Raw genomic sequence first — 14,147 nt, 5'->3', positions numbered from 1 at the left:
AACCAACAATATATTCTATTATTATAACCCAGCAAAAATGAAAGAAATCCTCATTGTACCTGCTATCACCGCGGAGGTGGAATTATTGCAACAGGTAGCCCGGCAAACATTCCTGGAAAGCTTTGCCGATGTAAATACAGCTGAAAATATGGCGCACTATCTCCGGGAAAACATGAGCCTCAACAAACTAACAAATGAAATGAGCGATCCCGATTCTGAATTTTATTTCGCTATGCTGAACAATAACCCACTCGGCTATATGAAAATAAACTACCGGGCGGCGCAATCGGAATTATTTAATAGCCGCGCGGTTGAACTGGAACGGATATACGTACTTAAGTCGCACCAGGGCCAGCGGCTAGGCCAGCTGATGCTCAACCGGGCTTTAGAACTGGCTGGCGAAGTAAAGGCTCCCTTTCTCTGGCTGGGTGTTTGGGAACATAATACCAAGGCTATCGGCTTTTACGAAAAGCATGGATTTACGGCGTTCGACAAGCATAAATTCATGCTGGGCAGCGAGGAGCAAACCGATATCCTCATGCGGCTTGATTTGCCCGTACGCCGCTAATATGGCACGATCACCTGTAAATCCACAGCAGAATAGGGCGATTGGCCCGATCAATATGAGGCGCAAGCGACGCCAAATAGGCAGGATTTAGCATGGGGCAGCCGTCGCTGCGACAAATGCCCCGCTCCTGTGCTACTGCGGGCACAGCGCGGTAACTGTGCAACACCACAAACCTGTTGAATGCATTACTGTTTGAACTATCCAGTCCATGGAGCTTATATGCCATACCAAATTGTCCACTATACCTGACGCCTATACGATATTTCCCTAAAGAAGAACAGCGACTTCCCGGCACATTGGAGAACACCACTTTTTCTGCCCGGAAGTCAGGCCCCTGCCCATGGGATACCAGCGCAGAACTGAGTACCCGCTGATGTTCCAGGTCGTAGCAAATAAATCGTTTGCTGCCGGAGAATACACTGAAATCGACCAGGAAAGCCAGTTGCGTATTATAGCCATGGGCCCGCGCGTATTGCCCCAGCAACCGGGCCTGCTGCTGTAGTTTAATCGTATCGGGCGACAATAGATATGGTGGCGGAGATAAGGAAATGACGCCACCTTTAGTTGAGGCATGCTTTTCTTTACAAGCTGCCATGCCTGTTATCAGCCATAGCAGCAACAGGTAATGTATATATGGATATTTATGGGGCATGTGGTAGAGATGCTGCACCCGGAAATTTCCATAAGTAACGCGGCTTATTCCCAGATATCTTTAATATGGATCAGAATAGAATAACGCCCGGCAGCTGGGTAATGTGCAATATTGAGGCGGGCTTCATCAAAAGGCAGGGGCAATTTATCGGCATATTGCAGGTATAACTCCTGTACTACCGCAATGGCTTCCGCCTTGCTTTCCACCACCCAGGATTTGGCGGTGCGGTTATCATCGAAGAGTTGATTGAATGCTTTCCTGGCAGCGGTAGTCTGCTCAAAGGGCACTACCTTCAGTGTCCATACTTCTCCTATCTTTTCCGGTTGTTCCGGCGTATCGAGGTTAATTTTAAACCGTTCTAATCCCGCCGGGTCCAATGCCCGCATAATGTCCATCGCCACTGACATAGATAATCATTTTAGTTTTAGCCGCAATATTACAATTTCCGGGAGAATAAACGCCGACTATTCCCCTCCTATCACTTTCATGCGCAATTTATAAAATCCGCTACCAGCGGTAATGAAGAGCACATTTTTATTTTTCCCTCCAAAACAGGCGTTGGCTGTCCAGTCTTCCGGCACGGTAATCACCCCTATTTCTTTTCCTTCTTTGTCGATCACGGTGATGCCGTTGCCGCACAGGTATACGTTTCCGTGAGCGTCTATAGCAAAACCGTCAACGGTTTTTCCGGATACCAGTGTTTGGTGGGACAGGCTGCCATTTTTTTCAATGTGGTAACGATACACTTTGCTGGCGCCGATATCGGCGATATATAGCGTTTTACCATCGCGGGTGCCAATCACGCCATTGGGCTTTGTAACATTGGTTTGAAGAGGCACCGGCTTTTTGCCGCCGGGTGCCAGGTAATATACCCGTTCCTCCTTTATATCAGGTTGGGTATGGGTCCAGTAGTCCCGCTGGTAATAAGGGTCTGTAAAGTAAATACCACCATCAGGTGCTATCCAGACATCATTGGGGCCATTGAGGCGGTGTCCTTCAAAGTCTTTGACCAGAACGGTTATTTTTCCTTTGGGAGAGATGGACCAAAGTTGATTTTTCTCATCTGCGCAGGTAATCAGGTTGCCTTGCCGGTCGAAATACATACCATTAGAACGGCCGCTGGCGCCCATAAAAACAGACAGCGTACCGGCGGTATCATACTTCCATATTGTATTGTCCGGCTGATCGGTAAAATAAACATTGCCTTTTCTATCGGCTGCCGGACCTTCTGTAAATGCAAACTGCCTGGATACCAGCTCTAACCCGGTATTGTCAGCCACTGTGGCTGGAATAGAATCGAGGGTATTGGCGGTTACGGACATGGCATAGCAAACACATAGCAATACTGTGGGAAAAAACTTGCCTAACATAATGGCCTATCAATTTTTGCAAGTGTAGTAATTATCAATGATATTTTCTGCTAAAAGTAATATATATACTTATGGACAGACGCCTTTTGACATTTATCCATAAGTATATAGGCTGTGAAACGCAGTCGTAGATGGGGATAGCACGCACAGGGACAGATAAATAAGCTGTAGAAAATTTGGTTGATAAGCTGGTAAACATTTTACAGTACAGTATACAGTATAGGTAACATCCGGCGCTTTTCACCGTGGTCACCGGCTGGCTGACAGTACCAGCAGGTAAACCGGTTGGATAAGGTTTGGGGCAACCTACTATGGATGATACTTCTACCCGATTTTAGAATGGCGTTCCTTTTTCAGGTACAGATCGTATGTTAACACAATTTTTATTACTGTTTTAAGGCAACATGATTCCTATCCATTTCTTTCAAATGAACATCTTTCTGGCATGGTACTCCAGCAAACATAGCCGCTGTTTGCTGTAAGGTAGCTGGCAAAGACAAGTCATGTACTGATTACGGCTACAAAATTATCGTGAGAAGCAGCCTCTTCATAGTACAAAAACGACATTTTCGTTTTTATTTCATGATCGTATGTAATCGTATGGTGGTTTGAAGTTCTTCTTCGTTGATAAACGAGGGTGTAATGCCGGCAAATTTTTTAAAGTCCCGGATAAAATGCATCTGGTCGTAATAACCGCTTTTATAAGCTATTTCTGTCCAAGTTTTGTCCGGGAACATTTCTTTCAGCTGGTAGGCTTTACAAAACCTGATCAGGCGGGAATACTGTTTGGGCGGCATGCCCAGGCGTTCTGTACATTTTCGTTCGAACTGGCGGAGGCTAAGACAGGCTTCCGATGCCAGCTTATCCATAGACAGGGCGCCGCCGCTGCTTACCAGCGCTTCCATGGCCAGATCTACCGGTAGCAGGGGCTTCAGTTTTTCTACCTTTTTCAGGAGATAAAATTCAATAATACTAATCATGTGATCCCAATCATCGGCCTCTTTCAACCTTTCCGTAATCTCCCCTATTTCGTTTCCCAGTAAGAGGCTGGTATCAAAATCCTGTTCATACATTTCAGACATGGGGATTTTCAGCAGTCTGTGTAAACCGCCGGGTTGAAAGGCTACACATAGAGCCAGGTGTTTTTGTCCCATGTCGAGGGTAACGGCCTGCTCCTGTGGACCGATGGTAACGCAGGCGGCTTTGGCAACGAATCCCTCGTTACCGGGTTTTAGTACCTTGATAGGATCTTCCAGGTAAAAAATAATATAACGCTGATAGGCAGGAACAAACCGGTAAGTGTTGGTTAAAGAGGTGCTTTCAGTAAAGTCCACCTCGTAAATACTAATACAATTCACCAGGGCTTGCAACGCCGGATGTGGCTTATAAGCTTTTGATTTCATGGTTTCTTCGGCTATAGGTGCTCAGTACATTTCAATTCCAAACAAATATATACAAATTGTCATTGCTATCAATTTGGCTTATCTTTTACAGGCGAATTATATTATTAAAGATGAGAATCGCAATCACAGGCGCATCCGGATACATTGGCTCGGTGTTGATTCCCCTATTACGTTCCCGCAACCATACCCTGCGGTTACTCACCCGTAAATTTCCCGTGGCGCCGGCTGATCCGGGCATAGCCTTCGTACAGGGACATCTGTTGGATGAAGCTGCGATCAGCCAACTGGTGGCCGGCGCCGACGCTGTGATACACCTGGCGGCTATGATATCCGTTGATGACAAGCCCGATGAAACGCTGGTCCATACCAATACAGAGGGTACCCGCCTGCTGGCGGCGGTGGCCCGGGCGGCAGGCGTAAAGCGTTTTATTCACCTGAGTTCTGTTACAGCCTTTCAACAGGCGCCCTACAACGAGCCCATGAATGAGCAACGCGGCGCCACCACTAACCGGCACGGTTACGACTACTCCAAGGCCCTGTCGCAAACCATCGCCCTGGAGCATCATTGCCAAGGCATGGAAGTAACAGTACTGGCGCCTACGGCGGTAATGGGACCTTATGACCGGCAGCCTTCCCTGGTTGGCAAGGCCGTGATTAATATGTACCAGGGCAGCATCCCGGCATTGTTTCCCGGCGGCGTGGACTTTGTAGATGTGCGTGATGTAGCCGGTGCCATCGTCAATGCCCTTACCATGGGCGCTACCGGCAGGGTGTACTTATTAAGCGGACAATGGGTATCGTTGGTAACCCTGCAACAGGAAATTGGCCGGATCAGGGGCCGTTCTGTATCCCGGCCGGTATTGCCGCTATGGCTGATCTTTGGCATGCTGCCGCTGGTGCGCCTGCTGGCCACCATCAACGGGGGACCGCCTTTCTATACCAGGCAGTCGGTCTACAATCTCATTTACAGCAACAGGAAGATTGATCACGGTGCAGCCACTGCGGAGTTACAGTTTACGCCCCGCTCGTTTACTACTACTTTACAAAATACAATTGATTGGTTCAAACAAACCGGTATGCTTCCATGATGAACTATTTATCATTCCATTACTACCAACTATTCATCCTTTGCTGGGCCCTCATAGGGATCGGCGCAGGCACGTACCTGCTACGCCGGGAAGCACCCTATGGCCGGTATAGTAACGAACAATGGGGTCCGATGATCGACAATAAAACGGGTTGGTTGCTGATGGAGGCCACGGTGCTGGTATCCTTCCTGGTATGGCTTCCCTTCGGCGCCCTCGACTGGCGCAGTCCTGCCGGCGTGATGGTGGGACTATTCCTTTTGCATTACCTGCATCGCAGTTTCGTATATCCGTTGATGATACGCACCCACGGAAAAAAGATGCCGGTCATTATAATGCTGTCGGCCATGCTGTTTAATACGGTCAACGGCTCCTTGTTAGGCATCTGGTTTGCAGCGTTCGGACATTATGCGGACAGCTGGTATAGTACCCCCGCGTTTATTGCAGGGTTGATATTATTTTTCACCGGGATGTTGATCAACTGGCGATCAGATTATTACCTGATTCACCTGCGGCAAGGGCACGACACCGGCTATAAGCTACCACAGCTGGGCCTTTTCAAATATATTTCTTCGCCTAACCTGGCGGGCGAAATCCTGGAATGGGGCGGTTATGCCCTGTTCACCTGGAGTTTGCCAGGGTTAGCATTTTTTATCTGGACGCTGGCCAACCTGGTGCCCCGGGCGCTGTCGAACCATCGCTGGTACCAGGCACAGTTTCCTGGTTATCCGGCCAATCGCAAAGCTTTAATACCTTTTATATTGTAAACTCGTGTATGTCAAAAAAATATAGTCAGTTGAAAGCAGCGCTGGTGTTGTCCAGGGCCAGTTTGACTGCCACACTGCGCAGTCCTACGTCTGTGGTGTTTGCCCTGTTATTCCCTGTCATTTTCGTGACGGTGTTCGGCGCCATGGTCGATAATACGGCAGTAAAAGTAAAGATAGTGTTGTCGCCACACAGCGATACCGGCAATCCCATGTACACCGCCATCCGGCAGGTAAAAATATTTGATCTCAGCCAGGGAAGGGATTCTACAGCCATGCTGGCGGATTTAAAAAAGGGAAGGATCGCCGGCATTTTATACCTGCATCCGCCGGTAATTATAAACGGCGTCCCCCGGTTTCAGACCGACCTGCTGGGAAGCAGCGCTGTGGCCGACAAATTGCCGCTGGTACAGGCAGCACTGCAGGAAGTGGCTACCCGGGTAAACCGTGAAGTCTTACCGGATCAACCGCTGGCTGCCAGTGTGCGTATGGTACATGTTCCGGGGAGGGTGTACCGGCAGATCGATTTTATTTTGCCGGGACAGCTCGGCTTTTCGCTGTTGATGGCCGGCGTATTTGGATCGGCTTTCCTGTTGTTTAATTTACGGCATACGCTGGTATTGAAACGTATTTATGTAACCCCTATCAAAGGTTCTTTTTTACTGTTGGGAGAGATGATCAGCCGCCTGTTGTTCCAGGTGATCTGTTTTATCATTATCACTGCCCTGGGATATTTCGCTTTTCACTTTACCCTGGTAAATGGTATTTTTACTTTCCTGGAAATGTTGCTGCTGTCGGTATTGGGGCTCGTGATCTTTATGGGCATTGGTTTCATTATCAGTGGGCTGATCCGCAATGAGAGCTCTATAGCGCCGGTAGCTAATACGCTTACCGTGCCCCAGATATTGCTATGCGGTTTATTTTTCCCGATTGATAATTACCCGGTTTGGTTGCGTTCTTTTTGCGAAATGCTGCCTTTAACTTTTTTTGTAGACGGGTTACGCAAAATTGCCTTCGAGGGATTGCATATCTGGCAAATACCCGTACAGCTGGCCGGATTGCTCGTATGGGCTATTATTATCGCAGTGCTTTCGGTGAAGCTGTTTAAATGGGAATAAAAACAGGATGGCGCGATATACCCCTGTAAATGTCTTGCCTGACCTCCCGGTAATCCGGTAATACAGGTACCTTTGCCTTATCATCTGTAATTCTAAAATAAATTATCATCATGGCAGCTGTAAATCCTTATTTATCGTTCAATGGTAATTGTGCCGACGCATTTAATTTTTACAAAGATGTATTTGGTAATGACTTCCTGGCAATATCGCGCTATAGCGACATCCAGATTGAACACATGTCTGATCCTTCCGAAAGCCATAAGATCATGCACGTGGCATTACCTGTGGGTGGCAACACGATCCTGATGGGTAGCGACCGCCCGAATATGATGGGCCCCGGCACGGAAGGCAATATGTTTTCTGTAGCTATTGCAGCCGAAAGTGAAGGAGAAGCCGACAAATTGTACAATGGTCTGGCAGCCGGAGGTACGGTAGGCATGCCGATGGGAAAGGCTCCCTGGGGCGCATACTTCGGTATGTGTACCGACAAATTCGGCATTCAGTGGATGATCAACCACGACTATAACCGCCAATAGTTCGCCGACATTTTTACCACGTAAAAGGTTAGGATCGTCCAGTATCCTAACCTTTTTTACAACGTATACGGATATATCAACCACTTATTTTTCTCTTCTCTCCCACTACCCTCCTTACTTTAACAGTGTTTAACGGTTGGTACAATAAACTCCCCCTGGTTACGCCGGTCTAATCAACTCCAGTTTTGCGACAGAAAGCCGTCACATTTTTGTACTGGAAAGCAGGTGACCAATACCGCCATCGCCGTATAACGGATAATTATTGATTGTTTTTGAACAATACGATAAAACAGATAGTTACTCTTAATACCTGTCGGGGGTCTGTATTGCCGGATCACGTTCCCGGTAGCTGGTCCTCACTGTTGCTGTAAAATATAAACGAATGGATTTCATTAAACGAACCGTCATGCGTAAGTCTGTAACTGCCTTTGTTCTCCTGCTGGTACTGGGTGCCTGTAAAAACAACAAGGGTGGCAGTAAAAATGCTGTCATCAAGCCCTATCCGGTCATTACCCTGGCGCCGCAAAATGCGGTCATCAACTCAGATTACCCTGCTACCATTATGGGTATACAGAATATTGAAATCCGGCCCAAAATAGATGGATACGTAGAGGCTATTTATATTGATGAGGGGGCTACCGTTAAAAAGGGACAGCTCTTATTTAAAATCAATGCGCCCCAGTACGAACAAAATGTGAATACCGCCGAAGCGAATATTAAAATCGCGGTGGCCGATGTAAACGCTGCCCAGATGCAGGTTAACAAGGTGAAGCCGCTGGTGGAAAAAGATATTGTGAGCGCCTATGAACTGGAATCCGCCGCCTATACGCTTCAGTCCAAACAGGCTGCGCTGGCCCAGGCCCAGGCAGCGCTCAATAACGCAAAGACCAATTTAAGCTATACCCTGATTACCAGCCCCGCCGATGGCGTGGTGGGTTTACTGCCTTATAAAATTGGGAGCCTGGTAAGCAGTACCACGGCCAACCCACTGACGACAGTTTCCGATATCACCCAGATTTATGCTTATTTCTCCATCAATGAAAGACAAGGGCTCGACTTCTTCCTTGCCTCCAAAGGAGCTACCATGCAGGAAAAGCTGGCGACCCTGCCACCGGTGACCCTGGTGCTGGCCAACGGTATTATACTTCCCCGCAAAGGCCGGGTAGAAACCGCCAGCGGCTTAATTAACCCGCAAACCGGCGCCATCAACATGCGGGCTACTTTCGATAACCCCGATGGACTGGTACGCAGCGGTAGCAGCGCCATTGTACGGGTGCCGCGTACCGTAGATACGGCCTTGCTGGTACCACAAAAAGCTACTTATCAGATACAGGGAAAATTATTTGTATATGTGGTAGATGCAGACAATAAAGTCAGATCGGTTGACATAGGGTCCAATGCCAGCGCTGCCGGGCAATCTTTTGTGGTCCAACAGGGTGTGAAGGCTGGCGACAAAATAGTGGTAGACGGCATCAGCAACCTGCGTGAAGACCTGGTGATCCAACCACGGATGGTAAACGCGGACAGCCTGTATAAGAGCCTGTGAGTGCCTGATTGATCCATTAAAACAATATCATGTTAAGAAGATTTATAGAGCGCCCGGTTTTATCCACTGTAGTATCCATTATCATTGTCACCCTCGGTATCCTGGGACTGGTATCGCTGCCTATTTCCCAGTACCCCGACATTGCACCGCCTACCATACAGGTGCAAACGAGCTATAGTGGCGCTAATGCGGATGTGGTACTTAAGAGTGTGGTGGTGCCGCTGGAACAACAGATCAATGGCGTAGAGAATATGGATTATATCACGTCTACCGCCGGGAATGATGGCTCCGCCAATATTACCGTTAGTTTCAAAATAGGCAGCGACCCCAACATGGCCGCTGTGAATGTACAGAATGCAGTAGCGCGGGCCACCCCGTTGCTACCACAGGAGGTGACCCGTGCCGGCGTTACCGTACAGAAAAAACAAACCAGTAACCTGCTCATTTTTTCGGTATACAGTACCAATCCTTCGTTTGACCAGACCTTCCTGCAAAATTATGTCGATATCAACATTGTACCGGTTATCAAACGTATTCAGGGAGTGGGTGATGCTTCTGCCTCCGGATCCATGGACTATTCCATGCGTATCTGGCTCAACACCCAGGCTATGGCTTCTTATGGATTGGTGCCTGCAGATATTACTGCCGCCCTGGCAGAGCAAAACATCCAGGCCGCGCCCGGGCAATTCGGAGAGCGTGGTGGCCAGGCCTTTCAGTATGTGATCAAATATCCCGGTACCCTGATAGATACCACTCAATTTGGTAATATCGTATTGCGGTCGAACCTGCGCAGCCGCTTACTACGGCTAAAAGATGTGGCCCGCATTGAACTGGGCGCGCTTAGTTATTTCAACAGCACGCGTACCAATGGCTATCCCGCCGTATCTATCAGCGTAGCGCAGGTAGCCGGTTCCAACGCCCGTGATGTGATCGAACAAACGCTGAAAGTGATGAACGATGCCTCTAAATCATTTCCAAAAGGCGTTAAATATGTAGTGCTGCAAAACGTAGATGACTTTCTAACGGCATCGATCGACAAAGTGATTCATACGCTGTTTGAAGCGTTTATACTGGTATTCCTCGTCGTTTTTATTTTCCTCCAGGATTTCCGTTCCACGCTGATACCGGCTATTTCAGTGCCGGTAGCCATTATAGGCACCTTCTTTTTTCTCAAACTGTTTGGCTTCACCATTAACCTGCTAACCCTTTTTGCCCTGATCCTGGCGATAGGTATCGTGGTAGATGATGCCATTGTAATTGTAGAAGCCGTACATGCCAGGCTGGATAAAGGATATAAGTCGGCCCGCAAAGCCAGTATCGACGCGCTCAACGAAATATCCGGCGCTATCATTTCTATTACCCTGGTCATGTCTGCGGTATTTATCCCAGTGAGCTTTATCGGCGGTTCGTCCGGTGTTTTCTACCGCCAGTTCGGGCTTACGCTGGCTATCGCTATCGTGTTGTCTGCTATCAACGCATTAACGCTGAGTCCTGTGTTGTGTGCCCTCTTCCTGCGGCCTCACCACGATGCCCCTACGAAGTTGAGTTTTCTTCAACGGTTTTACCGGTCCTTCAACGTGGCCTTTGAGAAAATGACCAACCGTTATACGCATATCCTCCACTTTTTCGGCAAACGTATCTGGATCCCCATGTCGGTGCTGGCGTTGTTTTGCCTGGGTTTATTTGTGATTGCCAGCGTTACGCCTACTTCCTTTGTACCGGAGGAAGACCTGGGTACTATCAACTGTAATATTACCCTGCCGCCGGATGCATCCCTGCAACGTACCGACGTGGTGGCGCGGAAAGTAGAAAAACTGGCCGGCACCATCCCGGAAATCAATAACGTGCTGGCTGTAACCGGCCGCGGACAGCTGTCCGGCAGTGGCAGCAACTATGCGATGGTGGTCATGCGACTTATTCCCTGGAGTCAACGTAGCCGTACTATACAGCAGATCATCAAAGAGCTGAATCATAAGTCGACCGATATTACCGAAGCGGAAGTGAAATACTTTGCGCCAGCCACCATACAAGGCTTCGGCGCCTCCAGTGGTTTTACTTTCCAGTTGCAGGATAAAACAGGCGGTGATATTGCCCACTTCTATAAAGTGAGCCAGGACTTCCTCAGTGTACTCACACAGCGCCCGGAAATACAGTTTGCCACCACCTCCTTCAATCCTAACTTTCCGCAATACCTGATGAATGTAAATGTGCCCAAGATAAAAGATGCAGGGCTCAACGTAACCGACATTACCAATGCCATGCAGGGGTATTTCGGGGGTATTTATGCTTCTAACTTCAATGAATTTGGACAGCAGTACCGGGTGATGGTACAGGCTTCGCCAGAATACCGTATGACGCCGGAGAGCTTAAATGCCGTGTTTGTGCGTACGCCAGATGGCGCGATGGTACCGGTCACCGAGTTTGTAACGCTGACGCAGACCTATGGCCCGCAAGCGATCACCCGGTTCAACCTGTTCAACTCTATCAGCATCACAGGCACTCCCAATATTGGCTACAGCTCGGGACAGGCTATTGCGGCGGTAGACCAGTCGGCCGCAGAAACGTTACCTCCCGGCTTCGGCTTCGAGTTCTCCGGTATTACCAGGGAGGAATTAGCCAGTGGCAGCCAAACGATTTACATTTTTTTACTGTCGCTCATATTTGTGTACCTGTTGCTGAGTGCCCAGTATGAAAGTTACCTGTTGCCTTTCGCGATCTTGCTGGCGGTGCCAGTGGGCATTTTCGGGGCTTTCCTGTTTGCCTACCTCTTTGGCATCAGTAATAATATTTATGTACAGATCACGCTGATTATGCTGATTGGGTTGCTGGCCAAAAATGCTATCCTGATCGTGGAATATGCCGTTGAGCGAAGGCGTCAGGGCATGAGTATTGCCGAAGCTGCCGCAGATGGGGCCAAAGCGCGGCTACGTCCTATCCTGATGACCTCATTTGCTTTTATCCTGGGACTGGTGCCGCTGATGGTGGCCAGCGGCGCGGGCGCCAACGGCAACCGTTCCATTGGTACGGGCGCTGTAGGCGGGATGCTGATCGGTACCCTGTTCGGTGTATTTATTACCCCGGCGTTGTTTATCATCTTCCAAACCTTACAGGAAAAGATAAAACGTACGCCTAAAGAAGATGAGGGCGCCCTGGGAGAATAGTTCTTTTAACATTATGCCCGCTTTATGCGGATCAAAATATCAGCTCATGAATTGGCGTATCAGACAAATTATTATCATCATTAGCTTATCGGCCGGGGGACTTGTCTCCTGTCATATTACCAAACCTTACCGGTCGCCGGGTATCAATGATACCCAGTTATACCGCGATGTAAATACCACCGATACCAATACTATTGCGACGCTGCACTGGAAAGAGATTTTTACGGATACCCTGTTACAACAACTGCTGGAAGAAGGCATTCAACACAACCTCGACTTGCAGGTTGCCTGGTCGCGGGTACGCCAGGCGCAGGCCAGTTATTCACAAAGCCGGCAGGCGTTGTATCCCGCCGTAGATGGTGATGCCAGCGCTATACTGGCAGGAGCTTCCAATCAAGCCAATACCGGTAGAAGTGTGATTCCCAGGCAGCTGGGCGCAGCGCTCACTGCCAATTGGGAAGCTGACATCTGGGGCAAATTGCGCAGTACCAAGCGTGCTTACCTCGCATCGTGGTTGCAGGCCAGCGCCAACGCACAGGCAGTACAAACAGCCCTGATAGCCAATATTGCCAACAACTACTACAACCTGCTGGCGCTGGATCAGCAGCTCCATATTACCCAGCAAACCGTTGTCAACTGGCAAGCCACGGTGGAAGTGATGAAGGAGCTGAAAAAAGCAGATGTGGTAACAGGAGCCGCGGTAGTGCAAAGTGAAGCAAGCCGCTACGCTGCTGAAGTAACCATCCCTGATTTAAAACAATCTATCCGGCAAACTGAAAACGAGATTAATTTTTTGCTGGGGCGTGTGTCCGGCTCTATTGCCCGCAGTACCCTTGACGCACAGCAACCTATTATGCTGCTGAAAACAGGGGTACCGGCACAATTGCTGGCCAACCGACCGGATGTGCAGGCGGCAGAGTACAACCTGCGGTATTACTTCGAACAAACCAATGTTGCCCGGGCCTATTTTTACCCGGCATTGAATATCTCCGCATCGGGTGGATATACCACCTATCTTTCGCTGACCGGACCGGGATCGTGGGTCAGCAATCTTACTGCCGGGCTTACCCAGCCCATTTTTAACCGGGGACTCAATAAAGCGAGGTTAAAAATAGCGAAGGAGCAACAGGAACAGGCTGCACTGGGATTCCGCACAGCGGTACTGGGCGCTGGCCAGGAAGTATCCAATGCCCTTTACTCCTACCAAACCGCCCAGGAGAAATCAAATTCACGCCGGCTGCAGCTTCAGAACCTGCAACTGTCGGTAGAATATACGCAGGAGCTGGTACGGTATGGCTTTGCCAACTATACAGAAGTGTTAAATGCCCAGCAAAGCCTGCTAGGAGCTCAACTAGGTAGAATCAATGACCACCTGCAACAGTTGCAGGCTATCGTATTTCTTTACCGGGCTTTGGGAGGCGGCTGGAAATAGTTAGTGGACCATCACCAGTACCACCCGGAATCCGTCGGGGTCAACGATGGTAACGCCATGTTTATTCCAGTAGGGATTTTTGGCTTTCACTTCCTCTGCCCCTGCTTTCCTGGCTTTACTCAGCATTTTAGTAAAAACCTCTTTGCTTTCAGGATACAGCACCAACAGGTCGTCTTCATCGGGATGGTGCTGGGGATGATCGGGAGATACGGTAAATTCCAAGTGCCAGTTTTCGCCTGGAAGCCCAAGGAAAACGCCGTTATAGGAGCTATGGTCCTCGAAGGCGCCCAGTTGCCGGAAGCCCAGTACATCCTGGTAAAAAGCAATCATCTTATTTAAATCAGTCGTATGCCTGGCTACTCTTAGTCTCATAACAATACGGATCTTTAGTTGCTGCGTATAATAACTCAATGGTAGTTTCCACTATTGAATTTACTAAATCTCCCGCATTCATGCCAGCCAGGATACAGGAAGATAACCGTAACCCCGGTTTTACTCACCAGGAACCAGTA

At 48.9% G+C, this 14,147-nt stretch carries 13 protein-coding genes; 8 read left to right on the top strand and 5 right to left on the bottom strand.

Annotation, left to right across the window (positions count from 1 at the left end; all coding sequences use genetic code 11):
* Nucleotides 1–37 precede the first annotated feature (37 nt).
* Entirely contained in the window at nt 38–568 is a 531-nt protein-coding gene (locus HGH90_RS16145; protein ID WP_169191544.1) for a GNAT family N-acetyltransferase, read from the top strand.
* A gap of 10 nt (nt 569–578) precedes the next feature.
* Here HGH90_RS16145 and HGH90_RS16140 read toward each other — a convergent pair whose 3' ends face one another.
* The 4 genes from HGH90_RS16140 to HGH90_RS16125 form a co-directional block, all read right to left on the bottom strand.
* Entirely contained in the window at nt 579–1,220 is a 642-nt protein-coding gene (locus HGH90_RS16140; protein WP_169191543.1) for a murein L,D-transpeptidase catalytic domain-containing protein, read from the bottom strand.
* A gap of 44 nt (nt 1,221–1,264) precedes the next feature.
* Nucleotides 1,265–1,627 (bottom strand): hypothetical protein, encoded by a 363-nt coding sequence (locus HGH90_RS16135; protein ID WP_168763035.1) that lies wholly within the window; start codon nt 1,625–1,627, stop codon nt 1,265–1,267.
* Between the two features lie 57 nt (nt 1,628–1,684).
* Nucleotides 1,685–2,590 carry an SMP-30/gluconolactonase/LRE family protein gene (locus HGH90_RS16130; RefSeq protein ID WP_169191542.1) on the bottom strand — a complete coding sequence of 302 codons (906 nt, stop codon included), beginning with the start codon at nt 2,588–2,590 and terminating at the stop codon, nt 1,685–1,687.
* Nucleotides 2,591–3,165: 575 nt separating this feature from the next.
* Nucleotides 3,166–3,993 (bottom strand): AraC family transcriptional regulator, encoded by an 828-nt coding sequence (locus HGH90_RS16125; protein WP_168763033.1) that lies wholly within the window; start codon nt 3,991–3,993, stop codon nt 3,166–3,168.
* Between the two features lie 110 nt (nt 3,994–4,103).
* Here HGH90_RS16125 and HGH90_RS16120 point away from each other — a divergent pair, with 110 nt between their 5' ends.
* The 7 genes from HGH90_RS16120 (at nt 4,104) to HGH90_RS16090 (ending at nt 13,635) form a co-directional block, all read left to right on the top strand.
* Nucleotides 4,104–5,081, top strand: coding sequence for an NAD-dependent epimerase/dehydratase family protein (locus HGH90_RS16120; protein ID WP_169191541.1), 978 nt, complete (start codon nt 4,104–4,106; stop codon nt 5,079–5,081).
* Nucleotides 5,078–5,845 (top strand): hypothetical protein, encoded by a 768-nt coding sequence (locus HGH90_RS16115; protein WP_168763031.1) that lies wholly within the window; start codon nt 5,078–5,080, stop codon nt 5,843–5,845. Before HGH90_RS16120 ends, HGH90_RS16115 begins: the two co-directional genes overlap by 4 nt.
* A gap of 8 nt (nt 5,846–5,853) precedes the next feature.
* Nucleotides 5,854–6,960, top strand: a complete 1,107-nt coding sequence (locus HGH90_RS16110; protein WP_169191540.1) for an ABC transporter permease — start codon at nt 5,854–5,856, stop codon at nt 6,958–6,960.
* Nucleotides 6,961–7,070: 110 nt separating this feature from the next.
* Nucleotides 7,071–7,496, top strand: coding sequence for a VOC family protein (locus HGH90_RS16105; protein ID WP_168763029.1), 426 nt, complete (start codon nt 7,071–7,073; stop codon nt 7,494–7,496).
* A gap of 406 nt (nt 7,497–7,902) precedes the next feature.
* Entirely contained in the window at nt 7,903–9,042 is a 1,140-nt protein-coding gene (locus HGH90_RS16100) for an efflux RND transporter periplasmic adaptor subunit (RefSeq protein WP_168763028.1), read from the top strand.
* Between the two features lie 29 nt (nt 9,043–9,071).
* The gene (locus tag HGH90_RS16095; RefSeq protein ID WP_169191539.1) at nt 9,072–12,203 is read left to right on the top strand and encodes an efflux RND transporter permease subunit; all 3,132 of its coding nucleotides are present in this window, start codon (nt 9,072–9,074) and stop codon (nt 12,201–12,203) included.
* Nucleotides 12,204–12,249: 46 nt separating this feature from the next.
* Nucleotides 12,250–13,635, top strand: a complete 1,386-nt coding sequence (locus HGH90_RS16090; protein ID WP_169191538.1) for an efflux transporter outer membrane subunit — start codon at nt 12,250–12,252, stop codon at nt 13,633–13,635.
* Here the strand turns inward: HGH90_RS16090 and HGH90_RS16085 are convergent, their stop codons facing one another.
* On the bottom strand, nt 13,636–14,007 hold the full coding sequence (locus HGH90_RS16085; protein ID WP_169191537.1) for a VOC family protein: 372 nt from the start codon (nt 14,005–14,007) through the stop codon (nt 13,636–13,638). It lies immediately after the preceding gene.
* Nucleotides 14,008–14,147: the final 140 nt, after the last annotated feature.

The organism is Chitinophaga sp. Ak27 (assembly GCF_012726295.1).
Lineage (GTDB): Bacteria > Bacteroidota > Bacteroidia > Chitinophagales > Chitinophagaceae > Chitinophaga.
Note: the sequence above shows the minus strand (reverse complement) of the source record. Positions and strands in the feature narration are given on the sequence as shown.

Coding starts and splice junctions, on each gene's coding strand:
- HGH90_RS16145 (WP_169191544.1), top strand. CDS start 38: ATGAAAGAAATCCTCATTGTACCTGCTATCACCGCGGAGGTGGAATTA.
- HGH90_RS16140 (WP_169191543.1), bottom strand. CDS start 1,220: ATGCCCCATAAATATCCATATATACATTACCTGTTGCTGCTATGGCTG.
- HGH90_RS16135 (WP_168763035.1), bottom strand. CDS start 1,627: ATGTCAGTGGCGATGGACATTATGCGGGCATTGGACCCGGCGGGATTA.
- HGH90_RS16130 (WP_169191542.1), bottom strand. CDS start 2,590: ATGTTAGGCAAGTTTTTTCCCACAGTATTGCTATGTGTTTGCTATGCC.
- HGH90_RS16125 (WP_168763033.1), bottom strand. CDS start 3,993: ATGAAATCAAAAGCTTATAAGCCACATCCGGCGTTGCAAGCCCTGGTG.
- HGH90_RS16120 (WP_169191541.1), top strand. CDS start 4,104: ATGAGAATCGCAATCACAGGCGCATCCGGATACATTGGCTCGGTGTTG.
- HGH90_RS16115 (WP_168763031.1), top strand. CDS start 5,078: ATGATGAACTATTTATCATTCCATTACTACCAACTATTCATCCTTTGC.
- HGH90_RS16110 (WP_169191540.1), top strand. CDS start 5,854: ATGTCAAAAAAATATAGTCAGTTGAAAGCAGCGCTGGTGTTGTCCAGG.
- HGH90_RS16105 (WP_168763029.1), top strand. CDS start 7,071: ATGGCAGCTGTAAATCCTTATTTATCGTTCAATGGTAATTGTGCCGAC.
- HGH90_RS16100 (WP_168763028.1), top strand. CDS start 7,903: ATGCGTAAGTCTGTAACTGCCTTTGTTCTCCTGCTGGTACTGGGTGCC.
- HGH90_RS16095 (WP_169191539.1), top strand. CDS start 9,072: ATGTTAAGAAGATTTATAGAGCGCCCGGTTTTATCCACTGTAGTATCC.
- HGH90_RS16090 (WP_169191538.1), top strand. CDS start 12,250: ATGAATTGGCGTATCAGACAAATTATTATCATCATTAGCTTATCGGCC.
- HGH90_RS16085 (WP_169191537.1), bottom strand. CDS start 14,007: ATGAGACTAAGAGTAGCCAGGCATACGACTGATTTAAATAAGATGATT.